General features: G+C 67.5%; 8 protein-coding genes. 5 read left to right on the top strand and 3 right to left on the bottom strand.

From position 1 onward, the window contains the following. Positions 1 to 259: 259 nt before the first annotated feature. From OCL97_RS21790 to OCL97_RS21780, 3 genes are read right to left on the bottom strand one after another with little or no spacing between them, the layout of a single operon-like run. Entirely contained in the window at positions 260 to 2,764 is a 2,505-nt protein-coding gene (locus tag OCL97_RS21790) for an FtsX-like permease family protein (protein WP_377371801.1), read from the bottom strand. A 13-nt stretch (positions 2,765 to 2,777) separates the two neighbouring features. Further along, on the bottom strand, positions 2,778 to 3,458 hold the full coding sequence (locus OCL97_RS21785; protein ID WP_377371800.1) for an ABC transporter ATP-binding protein: 681 nt from the start codon (positions 3,456 to 3,458) through the stop codon (positions 2,778 to 2,780). Positions 3,459 to 3,466: 8 nt separating this feature from the next. Next, on the bottom strand, positions 3,467 to 4,726 hold the full coding sequence (locus OCL97_RS21780; RefSeq protein WP_377371799.1) for an efflux RND transporter periplasmic adaptor subunit: 1,260 nt from the start codon (positions 4,724 to 4,726) through the stop codon (positions 3,467 to 3,469). 206 nt (positions 4,727 to 4,932) lie between these two features. Between OCL97_RS21780 and OCL97_RS21775 the strand changes: the two genes are divergently transcribed. The 5 genes from OCL97_RS21775 to OCL97_RS21755 all read left to right on the top strand — a co-directional run. Next, positions 4,933 to 5,466 carry a response regulator gene (locus OCL97_RS21775; RefSeq protein WP_377371798.1) on the top strand — a complete coding sequence of 178 codons (534 nt, stop codon included), beginning with the start codon at positions 4,933 to 4,935 and terminating at the stop codon, positions 5,464 to 5,466. Next, positions 5,456 to 6,739: a sensor histidine kinase gene (locus tag OCL97_RS21770; RefSeq protein WP_377371797.1), complete on the top strand. Its 1,284-nt coding sequence runs from the start codon at positions 5,456 to 5,458 to the stop codon at positions 6,737 to 6,739. The genes OCL97_RS21775 and OCL97_RS21770 overlap by 11 nt, the downstream gene beginning before the upstream one ends. Before the next feature lie 617 nt (positions 6,740 to 7,356). Further along, positions 7,357 to 9,348 carry a ParB/RepB/Spo0J family partition protein gene (locus tag OCL97_RS21765; protein ID WP_377371796.1) on the top strand — a complete coding sequence of 664 codons (1,992 nt, stop codon included), beginning with the start codon at positions 7,357 to 7,359 and terminating at the stop codon, positions 9,346 to 9,348. Positions 9,349 to 9,509: 161 nt separating this feature from the next. Continuing rightward, the gene (locus OCL97_RS21760) at positions 9,510 to 13,775 is read left to right on the top strand and encodes a strawberry notch-like NTP hydrolase domain-containing protein (RefSeq protein ID WP_377371794.1); all 4,266 of its coding nucleotides are present in this window, start codon (positions 9,510 to 9,512) and stop codon (positions 13,773 to 13,775) included. 150 nt (positions 13,776 to 13,925) lie between these two features. Continuing rightward, positions 13,926 to 14,598: ArdC-like ssDNA-binding domain-containing protein (locus OCL97_RS21755; protein ID WP_377371793.1), on the top strand; the 673-nt coding region annotated here is incomplete at its 3' end.

The raw sequence follows: 14,598 nt of genomic DNA, 5'->3' as shown, positions 1-14,598 counted from the left end.
GCGGAACTCGATCAATCAACTCCGCCGGGCCAACCAAGCCGAGACCGGAACTCACGTTTTTCCACGGCCTCGGTCGTTTCTACCCGTTAGGTCAGCGCCGGAAACTCGCCGTTCCGGAGAGTGACACTCCGGGCCGGCCAACGGCGAGAAACCGGAACAGACCCAACTTCCGCACATGGCGCATACCTGACCTCTCGCTAGACCGTTGCGACCTGGGCTCCGCGCGGTGTGGCCCTTCAGAGGCCTTGGGCCTGCGTTCTCATTCGTATCTAAGGGCGTTGATTGGTTTGCGAGCGACGATCTTGAGGGCGTGGCCAAGGACGGTCGTCCAGGCGATGGCCAGTGCCAGAAGGCCGGCCGCGACGAAAATCCAGGGCGACAGGACAACTTGGTAGGCGAAGCCCTGCAGCCACGAGCGCATTACCAACCACGCCAGTGGCCAGGCGATCAGGCAGGCGAGTAGTACAGGTCGGGTGAACTGCCAGATCAGCATGCGAAGGATGGCGCCGCGAGTGGCGCCGAGCGCACGGCGCACCCCGATCTCCTTCGTGCGACGCTCGGCGGTGAAGGCGGCCAGCCCCAGCAGGCCAAGGCAGGCGAGCAGCAGGGCCAAGCCACAGAGTACACTGACGAGAACGCCTTGGCGGATCGTCGTGACGTAGAGACGCTGGACGTAGTCGTCGAGGAATTGCCGTTGAATCTCGCCCGGCTGGCCTAACCGCCGCCAAAGATGATCGATGGCGCGGACGGTATCGGGCGCGCGGGCACGCTCGAGTTTGACGCTGAGCACCTGATCGGCGGGATAGTTGGCGAAGTCGGCGAGGAAGAAGGTCGGCTTCACTTGGGCGCTTTTCAGGTCCAACGTGGTGTCGGGGGTCACGCCGACGATATCGAAAGCGCCATAGCCGGGGCCAACCTGAATCTCCTGGTCAAGGGCGGCGGTGGGCGTTGTGAAACCCAAGGCGCGGGCGGCGGCCATATTGATCACTACTGATCCGCGCTGAAGCTCGGGATAGTTCTGCACTGGCAACTCGTCCTTGCCGCGCTCGGGAGAGAACAGGCGGCCCGCCAGTGGCGCGACTCCATAGAGGTCGAACCAGTCGTAATCGACCAGCCCCATGTCGGCGTGGGTAATCGGCCCGCCGGCGACGTTCCCGTCCATGACGTTCTTCACCGTGTCAAAGTCGTCCAGGCCGAGCAGGTTGCGCGAGGAGCAAGCGGCAGTCACGACCCCCGGCAGGCGCCGGACCTCGGCCTCGAAGGCGCCGCGGCACGGCGTGGCCTGAACCACCAGCACCTGGTCGATGTCCATTCGCAACCCTTGGCTGGTGGCGAACCGGGTCTGCATCCAGACGACGCTCACCGTTACCGCCAAGCCGATCAGCACGGCGAACTGAGCGACCACCAGGGCGATCCGGATCGAGCCGGACCCAGCGGTCTCGACAGGTCCGCCCTTGAGCACGCTCGCGGGCCGGAAGGCGGCGAGGACGGCGCTGGGATAGGCCCCGGTGATTAGGGATACAGCGACGGCTACGGCGATGAGACCGAGCGCGAGGGCCGGGTCTCGCCAGTACGGGAAGCTCATCGACTTGTGGAGAAAGGCGTTGAGGCCAGGAAGAAGCAGTTCTACGAGCGAGATGGCCAACACGGTGGCGACGACGACCTGGAGCGCAGCCTCGCTGACGAACTGGACGATCAGGTCGCGGCGGCGGGCGCCGGCGGCCTTGCGGACTCCGACCTCCACCGCCCGTTGAGCCGCGCGAGCCGTCGTCAGATTGACTAGGTTGACCACTGCTAGGGCAAGAACCAGACCGGCCGCCGCCGTGAGACCCAGCAGGCCGCCCAGGCTCGCGCGCGCATCGCCGGCGCCGAGGTTGGCACCCCGGAAGTTCTGGAGGTGCAGCGAGGCCAGAGGAACCAGCTCGAGCTGGACGCTGGAGCCGGGGGGCAGGCCGGCGAGCATGTCGCCGCTGGCGACGAGACGGCGCAGGGCGGCGCTGGCGGCTGGTGCGACATCCGGCGTCGCAAGGCGGGCATAGGTGCGCAGGCGAACCGTCTCGAAGCGTGCTGACGGCGACTGTCCCGGCCGAGGTGTGACCAACCAGGTCGCGAAACCGCGATCGGGATTCGGCACGGCGTCGATGCGGGCAAGGCGCGAGAACGAGGCCCGCCCGGAAGCGAAGACGTGCTGGGTCAGGTGCGTCTCGGAAGGGAAGTCCGCGAGCACGGCGCGAACACGCAGGATGTGGCGACCGTCCAGAATCAGCGTCTGGCCCAGCGGAGCCTCCGCGCCGAAGTACTTGTGGGCGACCGAGCGCGTTATCACGACGCCATCGGGATCGTTCAACGCCTGGAGCGGGTCACCGGCGATTGCGGGCAGACGAAGGATGGCGAAGAAGTCGGGATCGACCCAGGCTAGTTCTTCCCGGGCGGCGACGGCGCCGCGTTTCAGGCTGACCTGGTCGTAGACAAGACGGGCCGTGGCGCCGACCTGAGGAACCCCCTGCCGAATGCGACGCGCGAGCCAAGCGGGCGCATAGTCGGAGGCGACCGTGGCTTGGCCTGGCGACCGCAGCTCGGAGGTGACAACGAACGCGCGATCATGGTCGGCGGCAAACCGATCGTAGCTGAGTTCGCTGCGAACGTAGAGGCCCGTGAGAACGGCGGCGGCGAGCCCGAGCGCCAGGCCGACGATGTTGAGCCCGCCGTAGACGCGGTTGCGGCCGAGGTTGCGTACGGCGGCAGAAAGATGGTCGCTGAGCATTAAGCTTGCCTCCTCAGGCCGCCAGGTGGGTCTCGCTGACGATACGTCCGTCGAGAAGCCGAATGGTCCGCTGGGCCTCGGCTGCATGGCTCGGCGAGTGAGTCACCATAACAACGGTTACACCCCGGCCAGCGGCGTCCCGGAGCATTGTCATGACGGCTTCACCATTTGCGGTGTCGAGGTTTCCGGTCGGCTCATCAGCCAGGATGAGGCTGGGCTCGGAGACGAGCGCGCGAGCCACTGCGACCCGCTGCTGCTGGCCGCCGGACAGCTGCCGGGGACGGTGGCGGGCGCGATGCGCCATTCCGACTTGTTCCAGGGCCTCGATCACCCGGCGGCGGCGTGTGGCGGTCGGGACGCGCCGATAGATGAGGGCGACCTCGACATTCTCAGCGACGGAAAGGTCGTCGATTAGATTGAAGCTCTGAAACACGAACCCGATGCGATCGCGTCGCAGCGGCGTGAGTTGGCGTTCGCTGTAGGCCGCCACCTCCTCGCCGAAGAAGTGGTAGGCGCCGCCGGTGGGACCGTCGAGCAAGCCAAGAACGTTGAGTAAGGTCGACTTGCCGCAGCCCGACGGACCCATAATGGCGACGAATTCGCCCGGCGCGATCTCGAGGGAAATGTCGTTGAGCGCCAGGGTCTCGATCTCGTCGGTCCGATAGATCTTGCTGATCGATTCAAGTCTCAACATGCAGCCTCCTATTTCGTCAGGATTACCTGATCGACCTTTTCAAAGCCCGTGTAGTCCGAGGTCAGGACCCGTTCGCCCGGGGCCAGTCCCGAGAGGATCTCCACCTGCTCGGCGTTGCGACGACCCAGACGGATCCGCCGCCGATCAGCCCGGCGACCACCCTTATCCAGCACCATCACCCAGTCGCCCCCCGAGCGCTCCAGGAACGGGCCGGCGGCCAGGACCAGGCCCTTGCTGTCGCCACCGAGGGTCAGCCGTCCTTCCAGAGCCTGACCTTGCAGAAGGCCGGCGTGCGGGGCCTGAGCGAAGGCCATCTCCATTTGGAAGGTGGCGTTCTTGACCTGCGGATCGACGCGGACGACGCGGAAGGGGATGGCGAGTCGGCCGATCTCAACTTGGCCAATCTGCCCGACCTGGACGCGCTGCAGATAGTACTGGTCGATATCGGCCTGCAGCTTGAAGCCCGTGTCGGGCGTGATCTGCCCCAGGCGCTGGCCGCGCTCGCGGATCTCGCCCCGCTTGAGGTCCATGTCGGTGAGCCGTCCGGCCACCGGGGCCCGGAGCACGAGGCTTTCGAGCTTTGACCGGGTGATGATCAGGCTCTCCCGCAGGCTGGCGAGCTCAGTCTGGATCTGGGGATTTTGCCGGCGGCGCAGGCTATCCTGCTCCCGGTTGGCGGTCAGCTGCAGTGGCAGTAGCCCGCGATTGTAGCGAAGCTCATCATGGACCGCGTCATGCTGATCGCGGCTGACGTAACCGTTTGCCAGCAAGGCGTCCCGCCGATCAGCCAGACGTTGAAGGCGGACAATGTCGTACTGGATTCGGGCGACCGCCTTTTCGTTGGCGAGGCGAGTGTCCTCCAGCTGCTTTTCGTAGCTCTGGAGCTGAGTGATGGATTCCACCAGCCTGCCTTCGCGATCTAGGACCTCGAGCTCTAGGGAGGTGTTGCGAAATCTCAGCAGCGGCTGGCCAGCGTTCACCAGGTCGCCTGGCTGGACAAAGACCTGTTCGACCTGGCCGCCCTCCAGGGTGTCGAGATAGACGACGTCACGCGGAACCACCCGGGCGCGCAGGGTGACAAAATCGTGGAAAACGTCCGTGTGTACGGTCTCGATGGTGAGGTTGGCGATCGGAACCCGGACAGCCGAACGCGCGGCGAACGCCGTCAGTGCGACTGTGACGACGAGGGCGACGATCGCCAGGCTGGCGCCGCCGCCGATCAGAACTTGCCGGGAGCGCCACCTCCGCTGTGCAATGGGTTTGTCCATGCTGTCCGTCATGCCAGCCAAGGATCACGCAGTTCGGCGCAGAGGGGAAACCACAGCGCTACAAGGGTTTGCGGCGGCCGCGGGCGGCATGCTGGGGTGGAGAGTGTCCGAAAACGGACACCGTTGCGGCACTCGCCTGTCCGGGCCGGCGCTAGGGGTTGAAAAGGGGCGCCTTGCCGGGAGGAGGTGAAGCCATAGACTAGGGCATGGCCTTCGCCTTCCTGATTGTCGATGACGACCCCGACGTGCTGAAGGCGGCGACCATGGCGCTGGCCGGTCCGGGCGCGGAGGTCATCGTGGCCGGATCGCCGGACGGAATTGAAGCCTTGGCGGCCGGCCGAGATGCGGTGCTGCTGGACATGAACTTCGCCCTCGGCGCCCGCAGCGGCGAGGAAGGGATGGATGGGTTGGCACGGCTGAAGGTGGCAGATCCGGAGCTGGCCGTCGTGCTGATGACGACCTTTGGCGGCGTGGGCTTAGCGGTCGCGGCGTTGAAGTGCGGCGCAGAGGACTTCATACTTAAGCCCTGGCGCAACGACGCGCTTGAGGCGGCGATGGCGAAGGCTGGGCAGGCGACGCGGGCGCGGCGCGCGGAGGCTGGCTTTACCCTCGACGAGATCGAACGACGGGCGATCATCCGGGCGTTGTCGGCGAGCGGTGGCAACATGACACGTGCCGCGAGCTTGCTAGGCCTGACGAGACCCGCCCTCTACCGACGCCTGGAACGACATGGCCTATAGCCCGCGACTGGGCGCCACGGCGTTCGCCGCTGCGATCGTCTGGCGTGCGATCCTAGTCGGCGTACTGGCGTCCTGCGGCGTCCTAGCGGCGAGCGCACAGCTGTATGCCACCGCGCTGGTGTTCGGGCTCGTTATCGTCTTTGTGGGCGTGGATTTGGCGCGCATTTCGCGATTGGCCGACCGGATTCTGGCGCAGTTCGTCGATGGGGTCGCCGCCCAGGGCTACGAGTGGCCGCGCGCGCCCCGCCAGCTGGCGGGGTTTGCCGGCGCCATGGGGCGGGCACAGGCGCGGTTGGAAAATGTCCGCGTCGAGCGACAACAGCGCATCGATTTCCTTGAGAGCCTGGTCGACACCTCGTTGGCGGCGCTGTTGGTGGTCGATGAGCGGGGCGGAGTGCTGCACGCCAATCGGGCGGCTGGCGATCTAGGCGTCAGCGTCGGCGCGCCGCTGGCCCAAAGCTTGGCGGCGCCGGGCGGACGGGAGATCGTGCGACTGGACGATGGCCGCTCGGCGCTCATGCAGGTCAGTCTATTTCGAACACCCGCCATGGCCGGCAGACGGCTTGTCTCGCTGCAGACCCTGGGCGGCGATCTCGAGTTGGTGGAAATCAAAGCGCAGCGGGATCTCGTGCGGATTCTGGCGCACGAGATGATGAATTCGCTGACGCCGATCGCCTCGCTTTCAGAAAGCTTGCTGCGCCGCGTTCAGGTCGGCGGTCTGGATCAACAGACTCTGTCCGAAGCCCTGGAGATCATCTCCCGCCGCAGCGGAGGTTTGATGACTTTTGTCGAGCGTTACCGGCGTATGGCCGACGTGCTGCCAGGTACCATGACGAAGGTCTCGGCGCGCGATCTGGTCGCGCGGCTCGACGGGCTGGTGGAATCCATGATGGCTGCGGCGGGCATACGCTACTTGCGCGAAGGCGCGCCCAAGGATGCCGTGGTCGAAGTCGATGCCGACCTTCTGGAACAAGCCTTGTTGAATCTGCTCATCAACGCGCGCGACGCAGCTTCGGAACATCTTGAACCCGTGGTCAGCTTCGGATGCGTGGCCGGAGGGGCTGGCGTCGAGTTTGCCGTCTCCGACGGCGGTCCGGGGCTTACCGATCCCGATGCTGCCTTCGTCCCGTTCTATACGACGAAGCCAGGCGGCTCGGGGATCGGGCTGACGCTGGCCCGTCAAATCGCGACGGCACACGGCGGCCGCCTCGAATACCGGCGTGAGAACGAGCGCACGACCTTCATTCTCCACCTTCCCGCCTACGAGGGATAAAGCACCGCTGCGGATGAGAACGTGCCGGGCGGACCTACTCCACCATCGCCCCGGTAGCGTCTAGCGGCAGTCGCTGCGTTCGTCTCGCCAGGGCGAGCTTAGATCCCAATGCCTGCAAGCGGCGAACGTGCGCATTTCGGAAGTCACGCCTTCGACCTGCCTAACGCACGCAAGTGCATTTCCTGGTGCTGCGCTAAATGTCCGGTGACTGGGGCCGGAGCAGTCGTCAGCGCCGGGCGCCTTGCACGCCGGAAGCGGACTTGGCGAAATGACTGGGCTGAGGCAAATTCAGGCATAGCCTGCGTAGCGGAAACCGGACTTCGTTAGGTCAAGGACCGATGTCTGCTTGTGGGCGAAGGGGCAACTTCCGCTTCTGGCGCAGAACGGACCCGCTCGCGCGGCCCGAAGCTGTATCCCCGCTCAAAGCGGCGCTCTACGCACTGTCGGAAAATTTGGAATCTACGATCCAGACGTAGACGCTGGCACCGTCGGGGACAGCGTTCCGCGGGTCCAGCCGTTTGGCTGGGAAAGCTTCCGCTGAAAGGAGAGAGGGAGGGCTGGAGGGGGTGCGCCAAGGGGCAGGATGACCCTCGCCTCTGACGCCGGAGATGATCCCCATGACCCCCGCTGCAGAAACCCCCGCTGGCGTTCCCAACACCCAGTTCGTGCCCTTGTGCGATCTTGAGATCGCGCCGGAGAACCTTCGCGCCAAGGAGCCGGCCGACGACGAGATCGATCGGTTGGCCGAAACCATCTTCAAGGCTGACGTAGTCGTGCCCCTGTGCGTGCGACCCGGGGCCAGGAAGGAGCGGCCCTTCATGGTCCTGGACGGCCGCCGCCGGCTGCTGGCGCTCCGCAAGCTCCTGGCCGCCGGCCGGATCGAGCAGGACTGGCCGGTGAAGTGCGAGGTGTTCTCCACCCGCGAAGGCCAGGCCGCGGCCACCATCCTCACCGCCGCTGAGCGCACGCCCGTTCACATCGCCGACGTGATTGTCGCCATCGGCAAGCTGCGCAAGTCGAAGATGGACACCGCCGCCATCGCCGGCGCGCTCGGCTATGACGAACTGGAGATCAAGCGTCTGTCGGCCCTGGCCGGGCTGCACGCCAAGGCGTTGAAGGCCCTGCGTCTGGGCAAGATCACCCTGAAGCAGGCCCGTCAGCTGGCCCGGATCACCGATGCGGACGAGCAGGCCGACATCGCCCAGACTGCCCTCGATGGCTATCTGCAGGACTATCAGCTTGCCGCCCGCGTCGAGCGGGGCCGCACTGACGTCAACGATCCGCGCTTCGCCCTGGTGGGGCCGCAGCGCTACGCGGCGATCGGCGGCCGGGTCGAATCCGATCTGTTCGGCGAGCTTCCCGACGTTCTGTTGGACCCTGACACACTGACGGAGCTTTGGCGCCAGCGCACGGAGGCGCTGGTGACCGCGCTGCAGGCCGAAGGCCTGTTTGTGTTCATCGGCCAGAGCCGCGGCTACCGCGCGCCCGACGGCTTCTTCAACCTGCCCTACGTCCACGTCGCGGGGATGAGCGAGACCGCCCGCGGGGCCTACAAGGAGGCCCAGCAGGTTGTCAGGGAGGCGCATGAAGCCCTGGCCGGCGCTGATCTGGCGGCCGACGAGATGGAGGGACTGTTGGCTTTGCTGCAGGCCGAGCGGCAGCTCGCCGCCGCCTCGCTCGAAGGCGGCACGATCGGGGCCGTGATCCTGTCTCCGGATGCCGAGGTCGGCGTCGTCGCCAGCTTCTTCTCCAATCCGGTGATCGCCCAGGACGAGGCCGATGAGGAGGCGGAGACTGGCGACGGCGGGGGGCTCGACGGACGCTATGGACGCGGCCGGCCCGACGTTGAGTTTCCTAAGGCCGCCGTCGATGTGGAAGGCGCCAGTCACGTCTTCCACGAGACCCGCACCGATGTCGCCACGCGCGGCCTGATCCGCGACCTGGCCGACAACCCCAGCGTCGCGCTGACCGCCCTGCTGGCCCAGCTCTTCAAGCATCTGGCGCTGCACGGCGGGGCCTCGGCCGAGGCGTCGGCGGTGACGGTCTCGGCGAGCGGCTATCGCCGTGGCCAAACCCCGGCCATTCCGGCGCTCGACGGTGAGGTGCGGGCCAGACTTGAGGCGCGTCGCGAGGCCTACAAGACCTCCGGCCTTCGGCCGATCGCCTGGATCGAGGGCTTGGCGCACGGGGAGAAGATGGCGCTGCTGGCCGAGCTGGTGGCCATCTCGCTCGATGTCCGCGAAGCGCGCACCAGCTCGATCCGTCACGCGGCCCGCGCGGAGGCGGCCGAGATCGCCGAACTTTGCGGGTCCGACATCGCCAGCCACTGGACGCCGGACGCCAGCTACTTGGCGGTTCACTCCAAGAAGCAGCTGATGGCGTTGCTTGAGGAGATGGACGCATCGGACGATCGGGCGCGGACCCTGAGGAAGGACGAGCTGGTCTGCTTCGTGGCCCAGGCCGCCGCAGAACAGCAATGGGCGCCGTCGGCCCTGTCCTGGGAGAGCCACGCTTCCCTGGAGGACTATGCCGAGGAGCCGGCGGCTGACGAAGAGCTTTCCGAGGTCCTGGAAGTGACCCAGCCCTCGGAGGGACAACTGGCGGCCTGATCGGCTGACCATCGGCCCTGAACACAGAGCCCCGTCGGCGCCAGCCGGCGGGGCTTTTCGCTGTCTGGGCCCGGAAAAGGATGGAGGGAGGGAGGCGTCAGGTGAGCCTGACGGGACTGGAGGGAGGAGCCCTCCGCCGCAGGTGATCTGGACGCTTCCCCATGAACGCCTTCCTTCCGCTCTTCGCCCAGGCGCAGGTTTCTGGTTCCGCCGCTGACAAGGCCGCCAACATCCTGGCCGCCGCGCGGGCCATGGTTCCCCATATCAACCGCTCGCGGGCGCTCGACCGAAAGCGGGTGGCGGGGGTGATGACCATGTCCTTCGGCGGCTCGGACGCCGACGGCGCCTGGTGCTGGCGCGATGCCTACGACGCCATGGAAGCCGCCGTGGTGTTGCAGCTGCGCCGCCTGGCGCCGCAGATCAGCCGGCTCGAGGACGCGCCCGCCGAAATCGTCGCCTTGCTGGCCAGCGTCACCGAGCTGACCCTGACCCACACGCGGCGCAGCGAAGAGCAGGTGGCGCTCGATCAATTCTCCACGCCGCCGGAGCTTGGCGCCCTGGCCGTGGCCGCCGCCCAGATCCGTCCCGGCGACCGGGTGCTTGAGCCTTCGGCCGGTACGGGCCTTCTCGCCATCGTCGCCGAGGCGTGCGGCGCGGTGCTCGACCTCAACGAACTGGCTCCGGGTCGGGCCGAGATCCTTGACGGGCTGTTTCCGGGAGCCTCGCGCACCCGCCATGACGCGGTCCTGCTGAAGGACATCCTGCCGGGTTCCGGCAGCTTCCACGCCGTCATCGCCAATCCGCCGTTTCAGCAGCTGGAGGGCCATCTGCACGCCGCGCTCGATTGCCTGGCCGAAGGCGGCAGGCTCTCGGCGATCGTGCCGACCCGGCTCTTCGAGGACGCCGGCGCGATGCAGGCCCTGGGCCGCCGTGGGCACCTCATCGCGATGCTGGTGTTCCCGCACCGGGCCTACGCCAAGCATGGAACCTCGGTCGAGACCGGGCTGCTGGTGATCGACCGCGCCAAAGGGAGCGTCCCCTCTCCCTGCCCGGTTCAGTCTTGCGAGACCCTGGCCGACGCCGCCCGTCTGGCGGCGGGGGTCGCGCCTCGCCCCACGGCTCAGCCTCGCCAGTTCCGAGCCGTCTCCAACGTCGCCTTCCTGACGCCTCGGGCCCGGGCGCTGGCGACACCTTCGTCACGGCTGGGGTTCCTGTCGACCACGGCGCCGGTCGCCTACGCGGTGAAGGACTGGTCTGGCGAAGGCCACGACGTCGGCCTCTACCAGGCCTACGCGCTCGGGCGGCTCGACCTGGCGCAGGCGCGACCACACCCCTCCCCGCTCGTGGAATCCGGGCCGATGGCCTCGGTCTCTCCGCCCGCCCCGAGCTATCGCCCGGTGTTGCCGGCTGGGATCGTCGACCAGGGCCTGGTCTCCGACGCCCAGATGGAGACCATCATCTATGCTGGCGAAGCTCATGCCAGCAGCCTGCCGGGCGCGTGGGTGCTGGGAGAGGCTGCCCACCTGGTCCACCTGGTGGCCGAGGGCACCCAGGGCGCGGTGCAGTTTCGGCGCGGCTTCTTCCTCGGCGACGGCACCGGTTGCGGCAAGGGCCGTCAGATCGCCGGGGTCGTCGCCGACAACATGGCCCAGGGCCGGGTGCGGGCCGTTTGGTTCTCGCGGAACGACGCCCTGCTTGAGGACGCCCGGCGCGATTGGAACGCCATCGGCGGGGCCGGTTCCGACATCACCCCGCAGAGCGCCTGGAAGCAGGCCGACGCCATCCGCCTGGATCGCGGCATCCTCTTCACCACCTACGCGACCTTGCGTCAGCCGGCCCGGGGAGATCGCGCGTCTCGGCTCGATCAGATCGTCAGCTGGCTGGGTGCTGACTTCGACGGCGTGATCGTCTTCGACGAAGCGCACGCGATGGCCAACGCCGCCGGCGGCGGCAAGGGCTCGCGCGGGCCGAAGAAGGCCTCGCAACAGGGCATGGCCGGCCTGGCGTTGCAGAACCGTCTGCCCGGCGCCCGGATCCTCTACGTTTCGGCGACCGGCGCGACGACGCCGGAGAACCTCGCCTATGCCGCGCGCCTTGGGCTCTGGGGCGGGCCGGAGGCGCCGTTCAACACCCGCGACGCCTTCATGGAAGCCGTTGAGAAGGGCGGCGTGGCGGTCATGGAGCTGATCGCGCGCGAGCTGAAGGCGCTCGGGCTCTACATCGCCCGCTCCCTGTCCTTCGACGGCGTCGAATACGAGGCGCTGCGCCACCCGCTCGCTGCGCAGGACATCGAGATCTGGAACGCCTGGGCCGATGCCTACCAGCTGATCCATCAGAACCTGCGGGCGGCCCTGGAGGCGGTTGGCCTCACCGAGGAAGGCAAGGCGACCAATGGTCAGGCGGCCTCAGCGGTGCTCTCGGCCTTCGAGGGCGCGAAGCTGCGGTTCTTCGGGCACCTGCTGGCGGGCCTCAAGGCCCCGACCCTGATTGCGGCGATCAGGACCGATCTGGCGCAGGGCCGCTCTTCCGTGGTGCAGATCGTCTCGACCAACGAGGCGGTGATGGAGCGCCGGCTGGCCGAGATTCCGCCGGAGGAGTGGAACAACCTGACCATCGACATGACGCCGAAGGACCAGGTTCTCGACTATCTAATGGGAGCCTTCCCGGTCACCGCCATGCAGGCGATCGAGGACGAGGAAGGCAATGTCACCATGATCCCGGTCATGGTCGATGGCGTGCCGGTCGCCAGCCAGGAGGCGCTGCGGCTGCGCGAAGAGCTCGTCACCCACCTCGCGTGTCTGCCGGCCGTTTGCGGCGTGCTGGACGCGGTCCTCGACACGCTGGGAACCGACGCCGTGGCCGAGATCACCGGCCGGGCTCGCCGGGTCGTGCTGCGCGGCGGCCGGCGTGTCGTCGAGCGTCGCGGCGCCTCGGCGGCCAAGGCCGAGACCGACGCCTTCATGTCCGGCAAGAAGCGGGTGCTGGTGTTCTCCGACGCCGGCGGCACCGGGCGCAGCTACCATGCCGATCTCGGCGCGGCGAACCAGCAGCGGCGGGCCCACTACCTGGTCGAACCCGGCTGGCGCGCGGACGGCGCCATCCAGGGCCTTGGTCGCTCGCACCGGACCAATCAGGCCCACGCGCCGCTGTTCCGACCGGTGACAACCGACATCCACGGCGAGAAGCGGTTCCTCAGCACCATCGCCCGGCGGCTCGACAGTCTGGGCGCCCTGACCCGTGGTGAGCGCCGATCGGCGGGCAATGGGCTGTTTCGGCCAGAGGACAACCTGGAAAGCCCGTGGGCGCACCGCGCTCTGCAGGCCTTCTTCGTGGCCCTGCATTTCGGGTCGGTCGAGGCCATGAGCCGCGAGACGTTCGAGACCAAGACCGGGCTGAAGCTGCTGGATACCAACGGCAATCTCAAGAAGTCTGACGACATGCCGACGATGAACACCTTCCTCAATCGCCTGCTGGCGCTGCGGATCGAGGACCAGAACGGTCTCTTCACCGCCTTCGACGAGATCCTGGCCAGCATCCTCGAACGGGCTTCGGCCTCCGGCGCCCTCGACCGGGGGATGGAGGACATCGTCGCCGACGATCTGGCGATCAAGTCGGAGGAAGTGATCCGCACCGACACCCTGACCGGCGCGCAGACCAAGATCATGACCTTTGAGGTCCGCACACGGCGGGTGCTGACCGGTGCCGGCGAGGCGCTGCACGGGTTGAACCCCGAGGCTCTGGAGTATGTGGTCAACGCCCGCTCGGGGCGGGCCGGCCTGGCGGTGAAGGGCCTGACCACGACGGACGACGACGACCGCCTGGTGCCGGCGGTGCGGATCATCCGGCCGGAGAAGCGCGGCGTCTCGCCCCTCAAGGTCTATGCGGAATCGGCTTGGGAGATCGTGCCCGAACCGATCTGGCAGGCCGCCTGGGACGCCGAGATCGCCGCGGCCGATCCCTGGATCACGCGCGAGCTGGTGCTGGTGACCGGCCTCCTCCTGCCGGTCTGGGAGAGCCTGCCGGCCAAGCAGGCCTCGGTGCGGCGCCTCAAGGCGCCTGACGGTCGCCGCTGGCTGGGCCGGGTGCTCGACGCCGGGCAGGTCCCGGGCCTGAAGATCGCGCTGGGCCTGAGCGACGTGGCCAGCGTGGTCGGCGAAGGCCCGAACGCCGCCCATCTGGTCCTGACTGAAAACACCTCGATCATGCTGACCGGCGGGTTTTGGCTGAGACGCGCCAAGGTGATGGATCGTCATCGGATCGAGGTGGTGGGGGCCGCCGCAGACCGCTCGGCCTTCACGCTGCTCGGCTGTTTCGTCGAGATCATCAACTACACGCCGCGCGTCTTCGTGCCGGTGGAGAAGCCGCAGGTGTTGTCGGCGCTGCTGGCGAAGTGGCCGCCGCAGACGCTGCTCCCGGCCGCCGCCTGAGTGACGAGGGCCGTGGGCGTTGGCGCTCACGGCCCTCCAGCGCCATGCACCGAGGGCCCCGGCCGGCTGCGCCGGGAAAGGACAAAGGCAGGGACCGAAAGGGTTGAGCGATCCGGGAAAAGGCCCGGCGCAAAAACCCCCGAGGATCCCATGACCAATCCCCTTGAGCCGATGATGGCCGATCTCATCGCGCGCATCGAACGCGGTGTTCCGCCCTGGAGGCAGGCGTGGGTCGCCTGCGCCGATCCCAGCCTGCCGCTGCGCTCTGACGGCCAGCCCTTCACCGGCAGCAATGCCTGGCTGCTGTCGTTCGCGGGGGCCGTGGGCGGCTATGCCTCGCCCTACTGGTTCACCTTCCGTCAGGCGCTTGGCATCGGGGCGCCGGTCATGAAGGGGGCCAAGAGTTCGCCCGCGATCCTCTACAAAACACGAGTTCTCGACGGCGGTGAGGCCGCGTCGCCCGGGGCGTCCGAGGACGATCCGAGGGTGCTGCGTTACCTGAAGGCCTACGCGGTTTTTAACGCCGAGCAGCTGACAGATTGCCCCGAGCCCTACCTTCGGGCTCCGAAGATCGATTCCGCCGTTCGGGCCGCGGCGCGCAGCGCGTTGCTGGACGCGATCCCCGCCAAGATCGAACTCGGCGGCGGTGTGGCCTGCTACAACCGCGCCCGCGACGTCATCTGCCTGCCGGCCCCGGAGGCGTTCGACACGGTCGATGACTATCAGGCGACTTTCGCCCACGAGGCCGTCCATAATGCCGGGGTCCAGATTATGCCGCATGGCCGGGACCAGCGGTTGGCGCGCAGCCTTCCAGCCACGCGCC

This window comes from Phenylobacterium ferrooxidans (assembly GCF_042714595.1).
Classification (GTDB): Bacteria; Pseudomonadota; Alphaproteobacteria; order Caulobacterales; family Caulobacteraceae; genus Phenylobacterium; species Phenylobacterium ferrooxidans.
This window is presented reverse-complemented; position numbering and strand designations above follow the sequence as displayed.

Coding starts and splice junctions, on each gene's coding strand:
- OCL97_RS21790 (WP_377371801.1), bottom strand. CDS start 2,764: ATGCTCAGCGACCATCTTTCTGCCGCCGTACGCAACCTCGGCCGCAAC.
- OCL97_RS21785 (WP_377371800.1), bottom strand. CDS start 3,458: ATGTTGAGACTTGAATCGATCAGCAAGATCTATCGGACCGACGAGATC.
- OCL97_RS21780 (WP_377371799.1), bottom strand. CDS start 4,726: ATGGACAAACCCATTGCACAGCGGAGGTGGCGCTCCCGGCAAGTTCTG.
- OCL97_RS21775 (WP_377371798.1), top strand. CDS start 4,933: ATGGCCTTCGCCTTCCTGATTGTCGATGACGACCCCGACGTGCTGAAG.
- OCL97_RS21770 (WP_377371797.1), top strand. CDS start 5,456: ATGGCCTATAGCCCGCGACTGGGCGCCACGGCGTTCGCCGCTGCGATC.
- OCL97_RS21765 (WP_377371796.1), top strand. CDS start 7,357: ATGACCCCCGCTGCAGAAACCCCCGCTGGCGTTCCCAACACCCAGTTC.
- OCL97_RS21760 (WP_377371794.1), top strand. CDS start 9,510: ATGAACGCCTTCCTTCCGCTCTTCGCCCAGGCGCAGGTTTCTGGTTCC.